This window comes from Micromonospora sp. C51 (assembly GCF_018070435.1).
In the GTDB taxonomy this organism is placed as follows: Bacteria; Actinomycetota; Actinomycetes; order Mycobacteriales; family Micromonosporaceae; genus Micromonospora; species Micromonospora sediminimaris.
On record NZ_JAGPXQ010000038.1, the window covers coordinates 38,493 to 58,352 of the forward strand.

Here is a 19,860-nt window from a genome sequence, read left to right on the forward strand (position 1 = left end):
CCGATCCCTCGCGCCGGCCGGGTCGGCCGGACCGGATAGCCTCGACGATGTGGCAACCGCGTTGGTGATCGAGAACGACCCGACCGACGACCCGCGCCGGCTGGGGGAGTGGCTGACCGAAGCCGGGCTGGAGCTGACGGTGGTCCGCCCGCACGCGGGCGAGGCCCTCCCCGCCGACCTGGACGGCTACGCCGCCCTGGTGGTGCTCGGCGGTGATCAGCAGGCCTACCCGCTGGTCGACGGGGTGCCGGCGGCCCCCTGGTTCCCGGCGGTGGAGAAGTTGCTCCGCAAGGCCGTGCGGCACCGGCTGCCGACCCTGGGCGTCTGCCTCGGCGCGCAGCTGCTCGCCACCGCACACGCCGGCACGGTCGTGCGCAGCCCGTCCGGGCCGGAGGTCGGGCCTGCCGTGGTCGGCCGGCGTGACGCGGCCGAGTCCGACCCGCTCTTCCGGTACGTTCCGCTGATCCCCGATGTGTTGCAGTGGCACGCCGACGAGATCACCGAGCTGCCCGCGGGTGCCACCCTGCTGGCCGCCTCCACCCGCTATCCGCACCAGGCGTTCCGCCTCGGCGACCGGGCCTGGGGGTTGCAGTTCCACATCGAGTGCGACACCGCGATGATCGCCGAATGGGCGACCGACTCGGCGCTGCTGGCCGAGCTGGGCTACGACCCGCAGCTGGTGATCTCCGCGTGTGAGGCGGTGATGGCCGACGTCGAGGAGGTCTGGCAGCCGTTCGCGGCGCGGTTCGCCGCGCTCGCCCTCGGCGAGCTGGACGAGGGGTCGCGACGCAGCCTGCCCCTGCTCGGGCACTGATGGGCCGGCCGACCAGCGCCACGGGCCGGCTCGCCCGCTACGGCTTCGGCGTCACCGACGACGACGCGGGTGCCCGCGCCGCCGACCTGCTCGGCCCGGACGGGCTCGACCTGTGGCGCGCGCAGACGCAGGAACCCACCGGGGAGCAGGCCCAGGAGTTGCTCACCGCGCTGTCCCGGGCCGCCGATCCGGATCTGGCGCTGCGTCAGCTGCACCGACTGGTCGAGGCGGAGCACCGCGCGACGGCTGGCCCGAACGGCACCGCCGGGCCGGGCGCGGCGGTGCGGCAGCGGGGCGCGGGGCCCGGCCGTGTCACGGCGACCCCCACCGGCCAGGGCGGCGCCAGCGGAAGCCCGGGTGCCGCCGGCGATGGCGGTGCGGCCGGAAGCGAGGGGGCCGCCGGCAACGGCGGCACCGCCGGACGTGCGGGTGCCGCCGGGAGCCAGGGCGCCGGGCCTGTCGGCGGCATCGGAGCGGGTTCGGCGCTGCTCGCCGCGCTGCACGACGATCCGGGTCTGCGTCGCCGGCTGCTCGCCGTGCTGGGTGCCTCCTCGGCGCTCGGTGACCACCTGGTGGCCAACCCGGACCAGTGGCCGGTGCTGCGTACCGAACCGGACGGCCTCGCACCGACCGCCGACGGCCGGCTCGACCTGTCCGGCGAGGGCAACCCCGTCGCGGTGCTGCGGCGGGCGTACCGGCTGGCGTTGCTGCGGGTCGCGGCGGCCGACCTGACCGGCGGGCGCGGCCTGGAACAGACCATGGCCGCGCTCTCGGCACTGGCCGACGCCACGCTGTCGGCCGCGTACCAGATCGCCGTGGCGGAGCTGCCCGAGGGCACCCGGGAACCGCGACTGGGCGTGGTCGCGATGGGCAAGTGCGGCGGCGGCGAGCTGAACTACGTCTCCGACGTCGATGTGATCTTCGTGGCGGCCGAGGACGACGACTTGGCCACCGGCACCACCGTGGCCACCCGACTGATCCACATCTGCGGGCTGGTCGCCTGGCCGGTCGACGCGGCCCTGCGCCCCGAAGGCAACCGGGGACCGCTGGTGCGGACCCTCGCGAGCCACCTGGCCTACTACCGGCGCTGGGCCCGGACCTGGGAGTTCCAGGCGCTGCTCAAGGCCCGCCCGGCCGCCGGTGACCTGGCGCTCGGCCAGGAGTGGATCGACGCGCTGGCACCGCTGCTCTGGCAGGCGGCCGAACGCCCCGAGGCGGTCGAGGACGTCCGGGCCATGCGGCGCAAGATCATCGACCACATTCCGCCGAAGGAACTGGAACGCGAGATCAAACGCGGCCCCGGCGGACTGCGCGACATCGAGTTCGCGGTGCAACTGCTGCAACTGGTGCACGGCCGGGGCGACGAGACGTTACGCGCGCCCGGCACCATCCCCGCCCTGCGCTCGCTGGTCACCGGCGGTTACGTCGGTCGGGCCGACGGCGAGGCCCTGCTGCGCGGCTACCGATTCCTGCGCAGCGTCGAGCACCGGCTGCAACTACAGGGCCTGCGGCGTACCCACACCGTGCCGACCGAGCCCGGTGCGTTGCGTTGGCTCGCCACCGCGCTCGGCTACACCGCCGGACCCGGGCGCAGCGCCGTCGAGGAGTTCCGCGCCGAGTGGGTCACCCACGCCTCGGAGGTACGCCGACTGCACGCCAAACTGCTCTACCGGCCGCTGCTGGAGTCGGTGGCCCGGGTACCGGCCGACGGGCTGCGGCTGACCCCGCAGGCGGCCCGCAACCGCCTGGAGATCCTCGGCTTCGCCGACCCGGCCGGGGCGCTGCGTCACCTCCAGGCCCTCACCGGCGGAGTGAGCCGTACCGCCGCCATCCAACGCACCCTGCTGCCGGTGCTGCTCAGCGAGTTCGCCGACGCCCCCGAGCCGGACCGGGGCCTGCTGAACTACCGGCAGGTCTCCGACTCCCTCGGCAGCACCCCCTGGTACCTGCGGCTGCTGCGCGACTCCGGGCCGGTGGCCCGCCGGCTGGCCCGGGTGCTCTCCTCCTCCCGGTACGTCGCGGATCTGCTGACCCGCGAGCCGGAGGCGCTGCGCCTGCTGGCCGAGGAGAGCGAGCTGAGCCCGCGTCCACGCGAGGTGCTCTTCGACGGTCTCACCGCCGCCGCGGCCCGGCACCGCGATCCGGTCGAGGCGACCCGGGCGGTGCGCGCGCTGCGCCGCCGCGAACTGCTCCGCCTCGCCTGTACCGACGTGCTCAGCCGGGCCGGTTCGCTGGCCCCGGCCCGTCCCGACGGCGGCCGGACCACGCCCGCCCTGTCCGACATCACGGCGGTCGGCACCGCGCTCTCCGACGTCACCGACGCGACCCTCGCCGCCGCGCTGCGGACCGCCCGGGTCGCCCAGCCGGCCATGCCGGGACTCACCTTCGCGGTGATCGGGATGGGTCGGCTCGGCGGGTACGAGTCGAACTACCTCTCCGACGCTGACGTGCTCTTCGTCTACGACCCGCCGGAGGGAGTCAGCGAGAGCGCGGCCAGTGCCGCCGCGCACGCCATCGCCGAGGAGCTACGGCGGCTGCTCGGCATGCCCGCGCCCGACCCGCCGCTCGGCGTCGACGCCGACCTGCGTCCCGAGGGCCGGCAGGGGCCGCTGGTCCGCAGTCTCGCCGCCTACCAGCAGTACTACGCCCGCTGGTCGCGGGTGTGGGAGGCGCAGGCGCTGCTGCGCGCCCGCTGCGTCTGCGGCGACGCCGAACTGGGTACCCGGTTCGAGCAGATGGTCGACCCGATCCGGTACCCGGCCGACGGGCTGACCCGGGAGCAGGTCATCGAGATCCGCCGGATCAAGGTGCGGGTGGAGACCGAGCGGCTGCCCCGTGGCGCCGACCCGGCCACCCACACCAAGCTCGGCCGGGGCGGCCTGGCCGACGTGGAGTGGGCGGTGCAGCTGCTCCAACTGCGCCACGCCGGTGCGTACCCGCAGCTGCGCGGCACGCGTACCCTCGACGCGCTCGCCGCCGCCCGGGAGGCGGGCCTGGTCGATCCGGCGGACGCCGAGGCGATGACGGCCGGCTGGACGCTCGCCGCGCAGGTCCGCAACGCGCTGATGCTGGTCCGGGGTCGCGCCGGCGACCAGCTGCCCCGGCACGGCGTGGAACTGGCCGGCGTTGTCCGGCTGCTCGGCCGCGACGACCCGGGCGAGTTCCTCGACGAGTACCTGCGCACCGGCCGCCGCTCCCGCGCCGCCGCCGAGCGCGTCCTGGAGATGTGACGCCGATGTCCGGGTGACCCGCCACCCGGGCCGGTCACCGATCGTGGTAGGACTGCTCGGTGCCGACCTCGACCCACGCTGCCGTCCCGGAAGGGGAGGCCGCCGAAGCTGCGCCGGGTGCCGGCGCGCCCAGGGCGGCGTACCCGGTCCTCGGCGCACTGGTGGTGTCGCTACTGCTGGCTGTGGCGTTTCTGCTGGCCCCGCCCATGGGCACCGACCTCTCCGCGCAGGTGGCCCGCGCGGGTTTCGCCGATCGCAACGGTCTCGCTCCGCTCGACTTCTCCTGGTACGGCGGGGTCAACCAGTTCGGTTACAGCCTCTACACCCAGATGCTCGGTGCGCTTGTCGGGGTGCGTCTGGTCGGTGCGGTGGCGGCGGTCGTCTCCGCCGTGGCACTGGCCTGGCTGCTGGTGCTGACCGGCGCCCGCCGTCCGCTGCTCGGCGGCCTGCTGGGTGCGATCGTCCTGGTGGGGAACCTGGCCAGTGGCCGGATCACCTTCGCCGTCGGCCTGATGTGGGCGCTGCTCGCGCTCTGCCTGGTGGCGCTGCCCCGGGGGGCGCGTTGGTGGCGGCTGGCGGCGGCCGGTGCGGCGGCGGTGCTCGCGACAGCCGCCAGCCCGGTGGCCGGCCTCTTCCTCGGCCTCGCCGGCGGTGCCCTGTTGGTCCTCGACGTCTGGCGGGACCGGCGACCCGGAACCGCCGCGCTGGTGCTGTGCCTCGCTCCGCTGGTGACGGTGGCGCCGATGGCGGCGCTCTTCGGCAACGGTGGCCGGCAGCCGTTCAGCGCCGAATCACTGCGGATCAACCTCGCCCTGGCCGTGGTGGTGCTCGCGCTCGTACCGGTCCGGGCACTGCGGGTCGGTGCCGCGCTCACCGCGCTGCTCCTGGTCGCGGCCTACCACCTGCCCAGCCCGATCGGCTCGAACGCGCTGCGCCTGCCGATGCTTTTCGCCCTGCCGATCGTCGCGGCGTACGTCGGACTGGGTCGGCGCTGGTTGGCCGCGCTGCTCGTCGCGCTGTTCTGGTGGCAGTCCCCGGTGATGACCAACGACATCGCCCGCCGTGGGCCGGCACCGGCGTACGCCGCCTTCCATGAGCCGTTGCTGGACGACCTGGAGCGGCGGGCACCGGTGGGCCGGATCGAAGTGGTGCCGCTGCGGGACCACTGGGAGAGCGCCTTCGTGGCCGCCGCCGTACCACTGGCCCGGGGTTGGGAGCGCCAGGCCGACGTGGGACGTAATCCGCTCTTCTACGACGGCAGTCTCGATGCCGGCCGGTACGGCGAATGGCTGCGCCGCAACGCCGTCAGCTACGTCGCCGTCGCGCCGGACGCGGCCCTCGACCGGTACGGCCAGGACGAGGCAACGCTCGTGCTGGCCGGCCAGCCGTACCTGCGGGAGGTCGGCCGCCCCGGGCAGTGGCGGCTGTACCAGGTGCTCGATCCGGCACCACTCGTCTCCGCTCCGGCTCGGCTCGTCACCTCCGACGGCGCGGGGGTGCGATTCACCGTCGACGCCCCCGCCGATGTGCTCGTCCGGGTCCGTTGGTCCCGTTGGCTGTCGCTGTCCGCGGGCGACGGGTGCCTGAGCGCCGACCCGGACGAATGGGTCGTCGTACGGGCCCGAACCGCGGGAACCTTCGAGGTCACGAGCAGCCTGCGGCCCTCCGGCCACTGCCCGCCGGGCTGACGGTGGGCACTCGACGGTGTGCGGTGAGCGGCCGCCGGCGCGTCGTGCCGGTGGGCGCGGGCGGCGGCCGGGCAGGGGCGGCGCGGGTCCGCCGCGCGATGCCCACCTCCGGACCGGGCGCACGGTACTGGCAGCATGTCGGACGTGCCCCATCACCTCGTGCGCTGGACCGGACTGGCTGGATCGATCATGCTCGCCGTGGCGGCGTTCCTCGGCGGTGCGCTGCCCGACGGTGATCTGCGACCCAACCCGGTCAAGATCTGGCTGGGCCCGAACGGGCCACTGATCATCGGGCTGTGGTTGTTCGGCACCGCAGCCATGGCGGTGGCCTGGTGGACGCTGCGGGACCGGGTGCCGTCGGCGCGATGGGCTCTGGTCACCGCCGGGCTGTGGGCGCTGCCGTTCCTGTTCACTCCGCCGCTGGGCAGCCGGGACGCCTACGCGTACGCGTGCCAGGGGGCAAGCTACGCCAACGGCATCAGCCCCTACGAGTACGGCGTATCGACGCTGCCCTGCCCGTGGCTGGACACCATGTCGTACATCTGGCGGGACACCCCGGCACCGTACGGTCCTTTGTTCGTGGTGCTCTCCGGCGCGGTGGTCGCCGCGACCGGTTCCCTGATCGGCAGCATCGCGCTGTTCCGGGCGCTCGCGGTGGCCGGCGTGGTGCTGACGGCGGCCTGCCTGCCGGTGCTGGCCCGTCGGTGCGGCGTGCCGGTCGGCCGGGCCCTCTGGCTCGCCCTGGCCAGCCCGCTGGTCGGGGTGCACCTGATCTCCGGCGTACACAACGATGCGCTGATGGTCGGGCTGATGGTGGCCGGGCTGGCCGTGGTGGTCAGTCGCCCCGGGCGGCCCTGGCCGCTGCTGGCCGGCGGCGTCGTCCTCGGCCTGGCCGCCGGCATCAAGGTGACCGCGCTGGTGGTGGTGCCGTTCGCGGCGCTCGCCGCGATCACCGGCGGCTTCTCGCTGCGCGCGCTGCTGCGCCACGGTACGCCGGTGGTCGGCGGCGCCGTGGCCACGCTGTTCGGCGTGACCCTCGCCGCCGGGCTGGACCTCGGTTGGATCACCGGGCTGTCCCACGGCAACGAGGTGGTCGCCTGGACCTCGCCGTCGACCGCCGTCGGGCAGACCGTCGGTTACCTGGTGCTGCCGTTCGGCCTGCACATCGACGCGTTGCCGGTGACCCGGGGCATCGCGGTACTGGTGCTGGCGGCGTTGCTGGTGTGGCTGTGGTTCCGGGCCCGTCACCGGGAGCCACTCTGGCACGCCGCGCTGGCGTTGACCGCGACGGTGGCGCTCGCCCCGCTGTTCCACCCCTGGTACTGGTTCTGGCCGCTGGCGCTGCTCGCCGCCACCGCGCAGCGCACCTGGTGGTTCAGCGCGGTGACCGGGTACGCCGCGTTCCTCGTGCTGGCTGACGGCACCGGCCTGCCCCGCTACACCAAGACGGTCGGTGCGCCGCTGATGACGCTGTTCGTGATCGTGGTGGCGGTCCGGTTGGTACGGTCGGCGAAGGAGGCCCGGGCGGCGGCCGGTCAACCAGTGACTGCCGACTAGGGCGTGTTTCCTGGAGGCACCCCCTGGGCCAGTTCCGGCGAGGCGTCCCTGGACCCCGCACCTGAGGAGAGGTACCGCCGGTGACCGATCCCGGCGCCCATCCCGAGCCCCGCTCCACGTCCGGCGACCGTAGTGCTCCGGATCTCCGGCGCGATCCAGGTCTCCGGCGCGATCGGGGACTGGGGCGGGATCCCGATGCCCGGGCGGTGGGCACGCGGGACCGGGTCGCCCGGTACACCGGACTGGCGGGGGCGCTGCTGCTGGCGGTCGCCGGGTACCTCGGCGGCGCGCTGCCCGATGCCACCACCGCCCCCGACGGTGGACCGCTGACCGTCACGTTGTGGCTGCTCGGCACGATCGCCATGGTGGGCGCCTGGTGGGCACTGCGCGACGGTGCGCCGTCGACCAGGTGGGCGTACGTCACCGCTGGGTGGTGGACACTGCCGCTGCTGGTCACCGCCCCGCTGGGCAGCCGGGACGTCTATTCGTACGCCTGTCAGGGCTGGATCTACGCCGACGGTGGTGATCCGTACGCCATCGGGGTGGCTGCGGCCGGTTGCCCCTGGGTCGAGGCGGTCGCGCCGGTCTGGCGGGACACCCCGGCCCCGTACGGGCCGTTCTTCGTGCTGCTCGCCGCGCTGGCCGTGCTGCTCGGCGGTGGGTTGGTCGGCACGGTGCTGCTGCTGCGGATGCTGGCGCTCGCGGGCGTGCTGGCGGCAGCGGCCTGCCTGCCCGGCCTGGCCCGGGCAGCCGGCGTGCCACCTCGGCGGGCGACCTGGCTGCTGCTGGCCTGCCCACTGGTCGGCGTGCACCTGGTGGCCGGGGCGCACAACGACGCGGTGATGCTCGGCCTGCTCCTGCCCGCCCTACTGATGCTGGTCCGCCGTCCGGGCCGGCTCGGATCGCTGCGCCAGGTCGGAGTGCTGCTGGTCGCCGGGGTGCTGCTCGGACTGGCGGTGTCGGTGAAGGCGACCGCCGTGGTGGTGCTGCCGTTCGCGGCGCTGGCCACCGTGCGGGGCCGGCCCGTCGTGCGGACGCTGCTGCGCGACGGTGGCCTGCTGGCCGTCGGGGCGGTCAGCGGGCTGCTGGTCCTCTCGCGGCTGACCGGTCTCGGGCTCGGCTGGCTCGGTGGGCTGGGCCGCAGCGGTGACACCGTGCAGTGGACCTCGCCGCCGACCGCCATCGGCATGCTCGTCGACTACGTCGGCGAACTCTTCGGCCGTCACCCCGACGCGGTCCCCGTGACCCGCATCGTCGGCATACTCCTCCTGACCGCCCTGCTCCCCATCCTCTGGCACCGCACCCTCGCCACCCTCCACCCCCCACCCCCACGCCACGCGGGCTTCAGGCGGTTGATCATGAAGTTACTGCCCTGGGTAAGCGTTTACCGAGGCGACAAGTTCATGATCAACCCGGCTGGGGCTGGGAGTGGGGGTGGGGGCGGGAGTGGGGTGGGGGTGGTGTTGGGGGGTGCGGGGGTGGGGTTGGTGGCCACTGTGGTGCTCGCGCCGGTGTTTCATCCCTGGTACGCCACCTGGCCGCTGGCGGTGCTCGCGGTGGTGGCGACCCGGACCGCCTGGTTCGTGGCGCCGTGTGCGCTGGCCTCGTTCCTCGCCCTGCCGGACGGTACCAACGTGGCCCGGCTGACCAAGGCCCCGGGCGCGATCGTGATGACCGCCCTGGTTCTCGCCGCGTTCCTCTGGTCGCTGTCCCGCCGCCGACCCTGGCGATCAACCCCATCCTGATCGGCGGCGCTGCCCGCTGCCAGGCCCTCCACCGAGTCGCAGCTGATCCGCCCGTCTGCCCGCTCCTGCGGCGCGCGGGTTGCGCGGCCGAAAGCGTGGCAGCACAGCTGCTCGACCCGCCGGTATGAAAGCACCTGCACTGCCACAGTTCGCCCGGGCCTTCGTGCCCCGGTTCAGCGGGGCCCGGTCAGCGGCGGGCGCCACACGTGGGGCAGGGCTCGCTGGGGCTGTCGCCGCCGATGCGACGGCGCAGGGCGACGGCGGCCGGCAGCACGGCCGGCCCGAGCAACCCGACGGTGAGAGCGGCACCGACAAGCGTCGGGTAGGTCGGGCGCGGTGCGCCGCCGAGGCCGTCCACCGCCCCGGCCAGGATGTGCACGCTGAGCAGGCCGATCGGGGTGAGCAGGACGACCACCGCCCAGCCACCCCGCCAGTCCCGACGCATGGCCAACCCGACGGCGAGCAACAGTGCGACCACCAGCAACACCGCACCGGCAGCCGGCAGCAACTGCTCGGACGTCCACCGGTACGAGCCCCAGTAGTTGCTGTGCCCGACGACGTAGGCGGCCATGCCACCACCGGCGACCGCTGCGATCGGCAGCGCCCGGGCGGCCAGCGGTAGGTGACTGTCGACGGCGAGCGCCAGCACACCGAGGGCGACCTGTGGCACCAGCACCAGCAGCGGCGGCCGAGGCAGCCCCAGGATCGGGCTCGCCAGGAGAACCGCCGCGCTGGCCAGCACCGCCACCGCGATGGCCACCCGGGTCGGTCGACCCGGTGCCGCGAGGGCGAGGAACGTCGCCACCAGCCACGCCAGCCACGCCACGATGCCGGTCGACGTGAACGGGCCGAACACCGGCACGCCCGCATCGGCGGGTGGCGGGCTCTGCTCGACGACTGCCCAGAAACCGGCCAGGAAGGCGGCGGTGGTCAGCGCGAGCAGCGCCGCGAGGCGTACCCCGGGAATCAGGTCGGTGGCGCCGGCGGCCCGCAGCCGCTGGCGGAGGCCGCCGCGCACGAGGTCGGCGGCGTCCGCGGGGGAGGGCCAGCGCCGTCGTGGGTCTGCCAGGTCGAGGTACGTCCCGACGATCTCGTCGCCGCGGTCGTGGCGGTAGTCCGTCGGGTACGCCCGCAGCAGGTGCCGGTATCGGCGCTCCAATGTGCTCATGCCGGCCCTCCGCTTCGGTGCGTGCCCAGCGCACCGCGTTGATGATTCGCTCGCTGACGCTCGCTCATGCCAGACCTCCGGCGGTACGCGGGGCGAGCGGACGCGTCGCCCGGGCGCGCAGTCGGGCGGTGGCGGCCTCGACGTTGCGGCGCAGCCGTTCGGTCTCGGCGGCGAGGGTGGCGTCACCGGTGGGGGAGAGGCGGTAGTAGCGGCGTAACCGTCCGTCGACGGTTTCCTCCCGGTCGAGTTCGACCAGGCCGGCGTCGGTGAGCCGGTCCAGCGCGCCGTAGAGGGTGCCGGGGCGCAGCGACAGTCGCCCGTCGGAGAGGGCCGCGACCTCGCCGATGATCGCGTAGCCGTGCATCGGCTCGCGGGCGAGCGCGGTCAGGATGAGGAAGGTGGGTTCGCGTAGTGGAGTGTCCACCGCCTCAATATATCGGACGCGAAGGTATTGGGTTGGCTGAAATGCCGCGGGCCGGCTCCGCGTGGTGCGGAGCCGGCCCGAAGGGCGCTGAGTGGAATCAGCAGTCGAAGTACATCGCGAACTCGTGCGGGGTCGGGCGCAGCCGCACCGGGTCGACCTCGTTGGCCCGCTTCCAGTCGATCCAGGTGGAGATCAGGTCGGGGGTGAAGACGCCACCGTCGAGCAGGTAGTCGTGGTCGGCCTCAAGCGAGTCCAGCACGGCCGGCAGCGAGCCCGGCACCTGCTTGACGTCGCCCCACTCCTCCGGCGGGAGGTCGTAGAGGTCCTTGTCGATCGGCGCCGGCGGCTCGATCTTGCTCTTGATGCCGTCCAGGCCGGCCATCAGCATCGCCGAGAAGGCGAGGTAGACGTTGGCCGACGGGTCCGGCACCCGGAACTCGACCCGCTTGGCCTTCGGGTTGCTGCCGGTGACCGGGATGCGGGTGCAGGCGGAGCGGTTGCGCTGCGAGTAGACCAGGTTGACCGGCGCCTCGAAGCCCGGAACCAGACGGCGGTACGAGTTGACCGTCGGGTTGGTGAAGGCCAGCAGCGACGGCGCGTGGTGCAGCAGACCGCCGATGTACCAGCGGGCCGTGTCGGACAGGCCGGCGTAACCGGTCTCGTCGTAGAACAGTGGCTCGCCGCCCAGCCATAGGCTCTGGTGGGTGTGCATGCCGGAGCCGTTGTCGCCGAAGAGCGGCTTCGGCATGAAGGTGGCGGTCTTGCCGGCAGCCCAGGCGGTGTTCTTCACGATGTACTTGAAGAGCTGGAGCTGGTCACCGGCGTGCAGCAGGGTGGAGAACTTGTAGTTGATCTCCGCCTGGCCGGCGGTGCCGACCTCGTGGTGCGAGCGCTCCACGGTGAAACCGGTGTCGATCAGTCGGCGGACGATCTGGTCGCGCAGGTCGGCGTAGTGGTCGACCGGCGGCACCGGGAAGTAACCACCCTTGTACGCGGTCTTGTAGCCGCGGTTGCCGCCCTCCTCCTCACGGCCGGTGTTCCAGGCCCCCTCGATCGAGTCGATGTAGTAGAACGCCTGGTGCGCGGAGGTCTCGTGGCGGATGGAGTCGAAGATGTAGAACTCCGCCTCCGGACCGAAGTAGGCGGTGTCGGCGATGCCGCTGGCGGCCAGGAAGGCCTCGGCCTTCTTCGCCACGTTACGCGGGTCACGCGAGTACGCCTCGCGGGTGAACGGGTCGTGGATGAAGAAGTTCAGCGCGAGGGTCTTCTGCGCGCGGAACGGGTCGATGAAGGCGGTGGCGACGTCCGGGAGCAGGAGCATGTCCGACTCGTGGATCGCCTGGAAGCCGCGGATCGACGACCCGTCGAAAGCGAGACCGTTGGTGAAGAAGTCGTCGTCGACGGACTCCACCGGCAGGTTGAAGTGCTGCATGACGCCGGGCAGGTCACAGAAACGAACGTCGACGAACTTCACGTCCTCGTTCTTGAGGTAACGCAGGAGTTCCTCGGGATTGGCGAACACTCGTCCTCCTGGCACGTCCACGGATAGCTAGGCTCCTGGCGACGCTATGGCCGTGCGGTTGCCCGGCCATGTCTCCAGTGTTTCCGCCGTGTTACGTCCCTCGCGTTGGGTCACCCCGGGCGCCTGACCCGGACACCTCAACCCGAGGAACGGGTCCGGCTGTGCCAGTGTAGTGAAGCTTGATGAGATTGGTCCTTTTTGGCGCTCCGCGTCGGCGCGCCCGGCACCGGTCCGGCTCCCGCCCGGCACCGGTCCGGCTCCCGCCCGGCATCGGCCCCGGTTCCGCCCGGCGCCGGGCCTGCACCAGGGCTGCCTGCCGCGCTGACTAGGCTCATGCGGGTGACCACGCAGCCGAGCCCCTCGCCACCCCCCGCCGCGGATCCCGACTTCGTCCCGGCCGACCTGGGCCGCCGGTTCGGGGCTCTGGTCATCGACTGGATTCTCTGCCTGCTCGCGTCGGGCCTGTTCGCCAGCCCCACCCGGGACGCCTGGGCGCCCGTGCTGGTGCTGATCCTGCTGTACGGCGTGTTCCTGGGCCTGTTCGCCCAGACCCCCGGCATGTACCTGACCCGGATCCGGTGCGTCGACTGGACCGACGGCGGCCGGATCGGCCTGCTCCGGGCACTGCTGCGGGGTGTGCTGCTGGCCCTGGTCGTCCCGGCCCTGCTGATGGACCAGCACCGGCGCGGCCTGCACGACCGCCTCAGCGGCTCGGTCGTCACCCCGGTACCGCGCTGACCGGCCCTCCTGGGCGAGCCCAGGGGCCCGAGCCCGTGCGCTGACCGGCCCCTCCGTGCTGGGCTCAGCGGCCGCGCATCTGGCGGGACGCGCCGCCCGGCGGGCGGAGGTTCTTGGGGATGGCGCCCTTGGGCATCTGGGGACGGGAGGTGAGCGCCTTGAGGCGCTTGTCCAGGGAGTTGACGTCCTTGCCGGTGAGGTTGCGGGGCAGCCGCATCAGCGTCATCCGCAGCTTGCGGATCGGCAGCTCGCCCTCGTCCTGCCCGATGACGTAGTCGTACAGCGGGGCGCTGCCGATCACCTTGGCCAGCCGACGCTTCTCCTGGCCCAGCAGGCCCCGGACCCGTTGCGGGTTGCCCTCCGCCAGCAGGATCACGCCGGGCCGCCCGATGACCAGGTGCACCATGTCCATCTGGGTGGTCGAGCTGACCGCCGGGGAGACCCGCCAGTCACCGCGCATGTTCTCCATGATCTGCGCGGCGGCGCCCGGTTGCCCCTCGGCCGCGTTCATCATCGCCCGGTTCGACCGGAGGTTGAGCACGATCAGGAGGCAGAGCAGGGCGAACAGGATGCCCAGCGGCAGCCAGAGCCAGCCCCAGAGCGCGACCGCGACCACGGTCAGCGCAAGCGGGATCAGCACCGCACCGGTGGCCAAGGGGGCGAACCACTTGTCCTGCTTGGCGGTGAACCGGAACACCAACCCGATCTGCTTCAGCCGCTGGCCGAACGAGACCTTCTCCTGGGGCTTTGCCATGCCGTCGAGTCTAGTGGTCGCCCGCCGCGCCGTTGATCGGCGGCCGGCTGAGTACCTTACGAGCCCAGCGACCCGCCGTAAGGAGGGCGAGTGGGCACAGATCAGGCGCGATGCCCATGCCCCGGCGGCACCTTCGCGAGCAGAGTCAGAGTCACCAGTTGACGACGATCGCAAGGAGCGCGCCATGTTCGGTCACGACGCCAACCTCATGCTCACCCTCTACCGTTCGCACGCCGCGGAGCTGCGGGCCGAGGCCGCCCAGGCCCGGCTGGCCCGGTCGCTGCCGCACCGCTCGGCCCGCGGCTGGCTGCACCGTCGGCACCATCGGACGCGTACCGACGAGGCACGCCACTGAGCGCCGACTTGGGGGCAGATGACCGAGGACCGGAGGCGGGGGAGGACGGCGGCCGATGGGTGACGGCGGGCGTGGCATGCTCGGTGCCGTGAGCGTCCGCCCCACCAGCACCGTCCTCGTCGGCCGTCAGCGGGAGATGGCGCGACTACGTGCGGCAGCTGGCCGCGCTCGCGCCGGGGAGCCGGTCACCGTTCTGGTCGGTGGCGAGGCCGGGGTCGGCAAGACCCGCCTGCTGGAGGAGTTCGGCCGCTCCGTCAGCGACGACGCCCGCCTGCTGGTCGGGCAGTGCCTGGAACTCGGCGAGGCCGGCCTGCCGTTCGCTCCGTTCGCCGCGGTGCTGCGGTCGGTGCTGCGCCGCGACGGCCCCGGTGTCCTCGACGGGTACGACGCCGAGTTCGCCCGCCTGCTGCCGGAGCTGGTCCGGCCGGCCGGTACCGCCGCGCCCGCCGCCGGACCGCCCTCGGACGCCCCCCGGGGTTACCTCTTCGAACTGGTCGCCCAACTGTTCGGCCGGCTCGCCGCCGCCCAGCCGCTGATCCTGGTGATCGAGGATCTGCACTGGGCCGACCGGTCCACCCGCGACCTCATCGCTTTCCTGGTGCGAGCGGCCCGCACCGGGCGGCTGCTGCTGGTCTGCACCTACCGGACCGACGAACTGCACCGGGGGCATCCGCTGCGGCCCTTCCTGGCCGAGCTGGACCGGGCCCGGGGTGTCGAGCGGATCGAGCTGTCCCGGCTGGAGCGGGACGGCACCGGGGCGGTCCTCGCCGGGCTGCTCGGTGCCGAGCCGGCCGCCCGGGCGGTCGATGACATCCACGACCGTACGCAGGGCAACCCCCTGTTCATCGAGGAGCTCGCCGCCGCTGGCAGCCCGATCGGCTGCGCCGCGCTGCCGGAGACGCTGCGTGATCTGCTGCTGGCCCGGGTGGACCGGCTGCCCGAGCCAGCCCAGCGGGTGCTGCGGATCGCCGCCGCCGGCGGCAACCGCCTGGCACATCAACTGCTCGCCGAGGTCGCTGGCCTGCCCGAGGCGGAGCTGGACGACGCCCTGCGGGCCGCCGTCGCCGCCCAACTGCTGGTCGCCGACCCGGACGGCGACTACGAATTCCGCCACGCGCTGGTCCGCGAGGCGGTCCACGACGAGTTGCTGCCCGGCGAACACGCCCGGCTGCACGCCCGATTCGCCGCCGCCATCGAGGCACACCCGCACCTGGTCGCCGCCGGCCGGGCGCCGGCCGAGATCGCCCACCACTGGTACGCCGCCCACGACCATCCCCGAGCCCTGGTGACCGCCCGGGTGGCCGCCTGCGCCGCCGCCGACCGGTACGCGTACGCGGAGCAGACCCGGCTGTTGGAACGGGTGCTGGAACTCTGGGAAGTGGTGCCCGACGCCGCCGACCGGCTCGGCATGGACCACCTCGCCCTGCTAGAGGAGACGCTCGGCGCGGCGACCACCGCCGGTGACTACCAGCGGGCGTTGACCCTGACCCGGGCTGCGCTGGCCGAGGTGGACACCGGTGAGCAGCCGCTGCGCGCGGCGCGGCTGCTGGATCGGCGCGGCCGGATGCTGGCCATGCTGGGCAAGAGCGACGGCGCGACCGAGCTGCGGGAGGCGTACCGGCTGGTGTCCGGGGTGTCGGACGGGCCCGACCGCCTTCGGCTGCTCGCCGACCTCGCCGATCACCTGGCCCGCATCGACCATGCCGACGCGGCCCGGATCGCCGCGGAGGTGGTGACCGCGGCGCAGGCGGCCGACACCGACGCAGCCCTGCTGCTGGTGCAACTGGCGGTGCTGAAACGACGGGAGGGCGCGGCCGATCTCGGGCTGGCCGAGCTGCGCCGTTGCGAGGCGCTGGCGCGTGCCGCCGGGGAGACCCCGGCGCTGGTCAGCGCGCTGGTACACATCTCCGACGTGCTGTTCGAGCTGGGCCGGTACGACGAGTCGGCGCAGGCCGCCACAGACGGGGTGAGCGAGGCACGTCGGGTCGGCATCAGCCGCTCCACCGGGGCGTACCTGCTCTCGAACCGGGCGGAGGCGCTGCTGGCGCTGGGCCGTTGGACGGAGGCCGACCAGGTCTGCGCCGAGGCGGCCCGGCTCGACCCGCCGGGCGTCTCCGGCCTGCACTGGCTGCAACTGCGGGCCGCGCTGCGGCTGGCGCAGGGCCATCCCCGCGCCGACGAAACCGTCGCCCGGGCGCTGAGCTTCCTCACCAAGCCGTACCTGCATCCGCACAACCGGCTTCCGTTGTACCTGCTGCGGCTGGAGACGGCGCTGGCGGCCGACGACCGGGTCGAAGCGCTGCGGGCGGCGCAGGCGTGCCTGACCGACCCGGCGATCGTCGACTATCCCCGTTACAGCTGGCCGGTGCTGGCCGCCGCGGCCCGGGCCGCCCGACACGTCGGTGACGAGGCGGTGGCGGGCGAGGTGGCCGCGCTGGCCGGCGGCGTCGCGGCCCGGTTTCCCGCCGAGCAGGCGTACGCCGCCGAGGTGGTCGCCTGCGGAGCGTCCGGTGCCGAGACGCTCGCCGCCTGGCGGACGGCGGTCGCGGCCTGGCGGACCGCCGGTCAGCCCGGGGAGCTGGCGCGGGTGCTGCTGGGCTACGCCGAGGTGGCGGCGGGTGCGGGGAAGCGCGACGAGGTCGGCGCGGCGGTGAGTGAGGCGGCGGGGCTGGCCGACGGGCTCGGCGCGGTCCGGCTCGCCGAACGCGCGGCCACCCTGGCGCGCCGCGTGGGCCTGCGTGGTGCCGGCAACGGTCGACCGGGCGCGGATCTGCTGACCGAGCGGGAGCGTGAGGTGTTACGCCTGGTCGCTGCCGGACACAGCAACAGCCGTATCGCCGAGCAGTTGTTCATCTCGCCCAAGACGGCAAGCGTGCACGTCTCCCGGATCATCGCGAAACTCGACGTGACCAACCGCGTCGAGGCTGCCGCCCTCGCCCACCGCCTCAACCTGCTCACCGACCGCTGACGCCCCAAATTGCGCCGATCATGCAGTCGTGGTCGTGGACATATGCCCTTTATGCCGCAGAACAACGACCACAACTGCATGATCGCCGGGGCCGGGGCCGGGGCCGGGGCCGGGGCCGGGTGGGTCAGTGGGTGGCTAGGGTTGCGGGTTCGCGGGCGGCGAGGGCCTGCTGGTAGAGGCGGCCGGCGCGGTAGGAGGAGCGGACCAGGGGGCCGCTCATCACGCCCGCGAAGCCGATCTCCTCGGCCTCCTCGCGCAGCTCGACGAACTCCTCCGGCTTGACCCACCGCTCCACCGGGTGGTGCCGGGGAGAGGGGCGCAGGTACTGGGTGATGGTGATCAGCTCACAGCCGGCGGCGTGCAGGTCGCGCAGGGCCTGGGAGATCTCGGAACGCTCCTCGCCCATGCCCAGGATCAGGTTGCTCTTGGTGACCAGGCCGTCGGCGCGGGCCTGTCGGATGACGTCCAGGGACCGCTCGTAGCGGAAGGCCGGCCGGATCCGCTTGAAGATCCGGGGAACCGTCTCCACGTTGTGCGCGAGCACCTCCGGTTGGGCACCGAAGACCTCGGCGAGCTGCTCGGGTACCGCGTTGAAGTCGGGGATCAGCAGCTCGACACCGCAGCCGGGCTGCAAGGCGTGGATCTGCCGCACGGTCTCGGCGTACAACCAGGCACCGCCGTCGGGCAGGTCGTCACGGGCGACGCCGGTGATGGTGGCGTACCGCAGCCCCATCGACACCACCGACTCGGCGACGCGACGCGGCTCGTCGGCGTCGAACTCGGCGGGCTTGCCGGTGTCGATCTGGCAGAAGTCGCAGCGGCGGGTGCACTGGTCACCGCCGATGAGGAAGGTGGCCTCGCGGTCCTCCCAACATTCGTAGATGTTGGGGCAGCCGGCCTCCTGGCACACCGTGTGCAGCCCTTCGCGGGCGACCAGCCCACGCAGCTGGGTGTACTCGGGGCCCATCTTGGCCTTGACCTTGATCCACGGTGGTTTGCGCTCGATCGGCGTCTCGGCGTTGCGTGCCTCGATCCGCAGCAGTCGCCGCCCCTCCGGGGCGGGCGTCGCGGTACTCGCGGCCTGGCCGGTCGTCGGCGCGGAGTGCTCGATCGTCACAAAACGAGCCTACGCCGGACGGCGGCGGTCGATGAACGGCGGGCGACGGCCGTCACCCCGGAAATCCTGTGACGCCGGACACCGGAGCCACAAAAAACACGTAACAGGACGACCCAACCGGGTGTTAGCGTGCGCGACGAGTAGCGACGACGGAGCCGAGTAGCGCACCGATCCGCCAGTTGAAGAGAGCCGCCGGTTGCTGCGAGGCGGTCTGGCACCGGTCCGTGAAGACCCTCCCGAGCTGCGGGAAGAACGGCGTACGGTGACGACCCGGGTTGAGTGGGGCCGCGCCGGCATCCCGCGCCCAGTAGACCCCGCCCGGCTGGCCCCGGTGAAAAGGCGACGAACGAGGCTCCCGTCCCCACGGGAGCGAAGGTGTGGTGGCACCGCGAGGTTCCCGCTCGCCCACACCTCCCGGGGCTGAGGCGATGCCTGGCCACCCGAGGTGTCCAGGGCGTTGCGATCGACCGAGGAGAGCCACTGTGCAACGCATCCTGTCCGACCAGCTCACGCCGTATGCCGGGGGTACCGTCCGGATCGCCGGCTGGATTCACCGCCGCCGCCTGCTCAAGTCGGTGGCCTTCCTGATCGTCCGGGACGCCGCCGGCCTCGCCCAGGTGGTCGTCACCGACCCCGCGGTGCGCGCCGAGGTCGAGGCGCTGCCGGAGGAGACCGTCGTCGAGGTGGTGGCCACCGTGGTCACCAACGCGGCGGCACCCGGTGGGTTGGAGCTGCGCAACCCGACGGTACGGCCGCTCGGCCCGCCCGCCGTTCCGCCCCCCTTCGACCTCTACCGACCCGAACTCGCCGCCACCCTGCCGACGCAGCTTGACCACGCCCCGGTCGCCCTGCGCCACCCGACCCGATCGGCCGCCTTGCGGATCTCGGCGGCGGCGGTGGCCGGTTTCCGGGCCGCGCTGGACGCCCGCCGCTTCGTGGAGATCCACACCCCGAAGGTGGTCGCCTCCTCCACCGAGAGCGGGGCGAACGTCTTCGCCCTGGACTGGTTCGGTCGGCCCGCGTACCTGGCCCAGTCGCCGCAGTTCTACAAGCAGCTCATGGTCGGGGTCTTCGAGCGGGTCTACGAGGTCGGGCCGGTTTTCCGCGCCGAGCCGCACGACACCGTGCGGCACCTGGCGCAGTACACCTCGCTCGATGTGGAACTGGGCTTCGTCACCGACCACCGGGACGTGATGGTGGTGCTGCGGGACACCCTCGCCGCGATGCTCGCCGCGGTCGGCGAGCGGGCCGCGGGTGCGCTGGCCACCCTCGGCGTCACACCCCCGCCGGTGCCGGCGCAGATCCCGGCGGTGCACTTCACCGACGCGCTGCGGATCGCCGGCGCGCCCGCCGACGAACCGGATCTGGCACCGGCGCACGAGCGCGCACTGGGGGAGTGGGCCCGGCGCGAGCACGGCTCGGAGTTCCTCTTCGTCACCGGGTATCCGATGGCGAAGCGGCCCTTCTACACCCATCCGGACCCGGCGCGGCCGGGCTACTCCAACGGTTTCGACCTGCTGTTCCGGGGCCTGGAACTGGTCACCGGTGGCCAGCGGCTGCACCGGCACGCCGACTATCTGGCCGCGCTCGCCGACCGGGGTGAACCGGTGGAGCCGTACGCCGGCTACGTCGACGCGTTCCGCCACGGCATGCCCCCGCACGGTGGCTTCGCCATCGGCCTGGAACGCCTGGTCGCCCGCCTCGCCGGCGTCTCCAACATCCGCGAGGTGACCGCCTTCCCCCGCGACCTCCACCGCCTGACCCCCTAACAGCCCCCCGC

At 73.2% G+C, this 19,860-nt stretch carries 14 protein-coding genes; 9 read left to right on the forward strand and 5 right to left on the reverse strand.

Annotation, left to right across the window (positions count from 1 at the left end):
- Positions 1 to 49: 49 nt before the first annotated feature.
- From KBX50_RS26525 to mptB (KBX50_RS26545), 5 genes are all read left to right on the forward strand, one after another.
- The gene (locus tag KBX50_RS26525; protein ID WP_210940396.1) at positions 50 to 814 is read left to right on the forward strand and encodes a type 1 glutamine amidotransferase; all 765 of its coding nucleotides are present in this window, start codon (positions 50 to 52) and stop codon (positions 812 to 814) included.
- Positions 814 to 4,044 carry a bifunctional [glutamine synthetase] adenylyltransferase/[glutamine synthetase]-adenylyl-L-tyrosine phosphorylase gene (locus KBX50_RS26530; protein ID WP_210940397.1) on the forward strand — a complete coding sequence of 1,077 codons (3,231 nt, stop codon included), beginning with the start codon at positions 814 to 816 and terminating at the stop codon, positions 4,042 to 4,044. Before KBX50_RS26525 ends, KBX50_RS26530 begins: the two co-directional genes overlap by 1 nt.
- A gap of 59 nt (positions 4,045 to 4,103) precedes the next feature.
- Positions 4,104 to 5,732: a hypothetical protein gene (locus tag KBX50_RS26535; RefSeq protein ID WP_210940398.1), complete on the forward strand. Its 1,629-nt coding sequence runs from the start codon at positions 4,104 to 4,106 to the stop codon at positions 5,730 to 5,732.
- A 144-nt stretch (positions 5,733 to 5,876) separates the two neighbouring features.
- Complete coding sequence (mptB, locus tag KBX50_RS26540) at positions 5,877 to 7,289, forward strand: polyprenol phosphomannose-dependent alpha 1,6 mannosyltransferase MptB (RefSeq protein WP_210940399.1); 1,413 nt, start codon at positions 5,877 to 5,879, stop codon at positions 7,287 to 7,289.
- Positions 7,290 to 7,495: 206 nt separating this feature from the next.
- Positions 7,496 to 9,034, forward strand: coding sequence for a polyprenol phosphomannose-dependent alpha 1,6 mannosyltransferase MptB (mptB, locus tag KBX50_RS26545; protein WP_307871080.1), 1,539 nt, complete (start codon positions 7,496 to 7,498; stop codon positions 9,032 to 9,034).
- Positions 9,035 to 9,221: 187 nt separating this feature from the next.
- Here the strand turns inward: mptB (KBX50_RS26545) and KBX50_RS26550 are convergent, their stop codons facing one another.
- The 3 genes from KBX50_RS26550 to glnA all read right to left on the reverse strand — a co-directional run bounded on the left by KBX50_RS26550 (position 9,222) and on the right by glnA (position 12,148).
- Complete coding sequence (locus KBX50_RS26550; protein ID WP_210940401.1) at positions 9,222 to 10,202, reverse strand: hypothetical protein; 981 nt, start codon at positions 10,200 to 10,202, stop codon at positions 9,222 to 9,224.
- 64 nt (positions 10,203 to 10,266) lie between these two features.
- Positions 10,267 to 10,626 carry a PadR family transcriptional regulator gene (locus KBX50_RS26555; RefSeq protein WP_210940402.1) on the reverse strand — a complete coding sequence of 120 codons (360 nt, stop codon included), beginning with the start codon at positions 10,624 to 10,626 and terminating at the stop codon, positions 10,267 to 10,269.
- Between the two features lie 97 nt (positions 10,627 to 10,723).
- The gene (gene glnA, locus KBX50_RS26560) at positions 10,724 to 12,148 is read right to left on the reverse strand and encodes a type I glutamate--ammonia ligase (RefSeq protein WP_210940403.1); all 1,425 of its coding nucleotides are present in this window, start codon (positions 12,146 to 12,148) and stop codon (positions 10,724 to 10,726) included.
- A gap of 333 nt (positions 12,149 to 12,481) precedes the next feature.
- On the opposite strand from glnA, the gene KBX50_RS26565 reads away from it, so the two are divergent.
- Positions 12,482 to 12,886: an RDD family protein gene (locus KBX50_RS26565; protein ID WP_210940404.1), complete on the forward strand. Its 405-nt coding sequence runs from the start codon at positions 12,482 to 12,484 to the stop codon at positions 12,884 to 12,886.
- Positions 12,887 to 12,950: 64 nt separating this feature from the next.
- Here the strand turns inward: KBX50_RS26565 and KBX50_RS26570 are convergent, their stop codons facing one another.
- Positions 12,951 to 13,640, reverse strand: coding sequence for a DUF4191 domain-containing protein (locus KBX50_RS26570; protein ID WP_210940405.1), 690 nt, complete (start codon positions 13,638 to 13,640; stop codon positions 12,951 to 12,953).
- Between the two features lie 184 nt (positions 13,641 to 13,824).
- Between KBX50_RS26570 and KBX50_RS26575 the strand changes: the two genes are divergently transcribed.
- Together KBX50_RS26575 and KBX50_RS33435 are read left to right on the forward strand one after the other, a co-directional pair.
- A complete protein-coding gene (locus KBX50_RS26575) occupies positions 13,825 to 13,995 on the forward strand; it encodes a hypothetical protein (protein ID WP_210940406.1) in 171 nt (56 codons plus the stop codon).
- Between the two features lie 55 nt (positions 13,996 to 14,050).
- Positions 14,051 to 16,963: a helix-turn-helix transcriptional regulator gene (locus KBX50_RS33435; RefSeq protein WP_282101634.1), complete on the forward strand. Its 2,913-nt coding sequence runs from the start codon at positions 14,051 to 14,053 to the stop codon at positions 16,961 to 16,963.
- A 124-nt stretch (positions 16,964 to 17,087) separates the two neighbouring features.
- Here the strand turns inward: KBX50_RS33435 and lipA are convergent, their stop codons facing one another.
- Positions 17,088 to 18,080: a lipoyl synthase gene (gene lipA / locus KBX50_RS26585; protein ID WP_210940407.1), complete on the reverse strand. Its 993-nt coding sequence runs from the start codon at positions 18,078 to 18,080 to the stop codon at positions 17,088 to 17,090.
- 482 nt (positions 18,081 to 18,562) lie between these two features.
- Between lipA and aspS the strand changes: the two genes are divergently transcribed.
- Positions 18,563 to 19,849: an aspartate--tRNA(Asn) ligase gene (aspS, locus tag KBX50_RS26590; protein WP_210940408.1), complete on the forward strand. Its 1,287-nt coding sequence runs from the start codon at positions 18,563 to 18,565 to the stop codon at positions 19,847 to 19,849.
- Positions 19,850 to 19,860 lie beyond the last annotated feature (11 nt).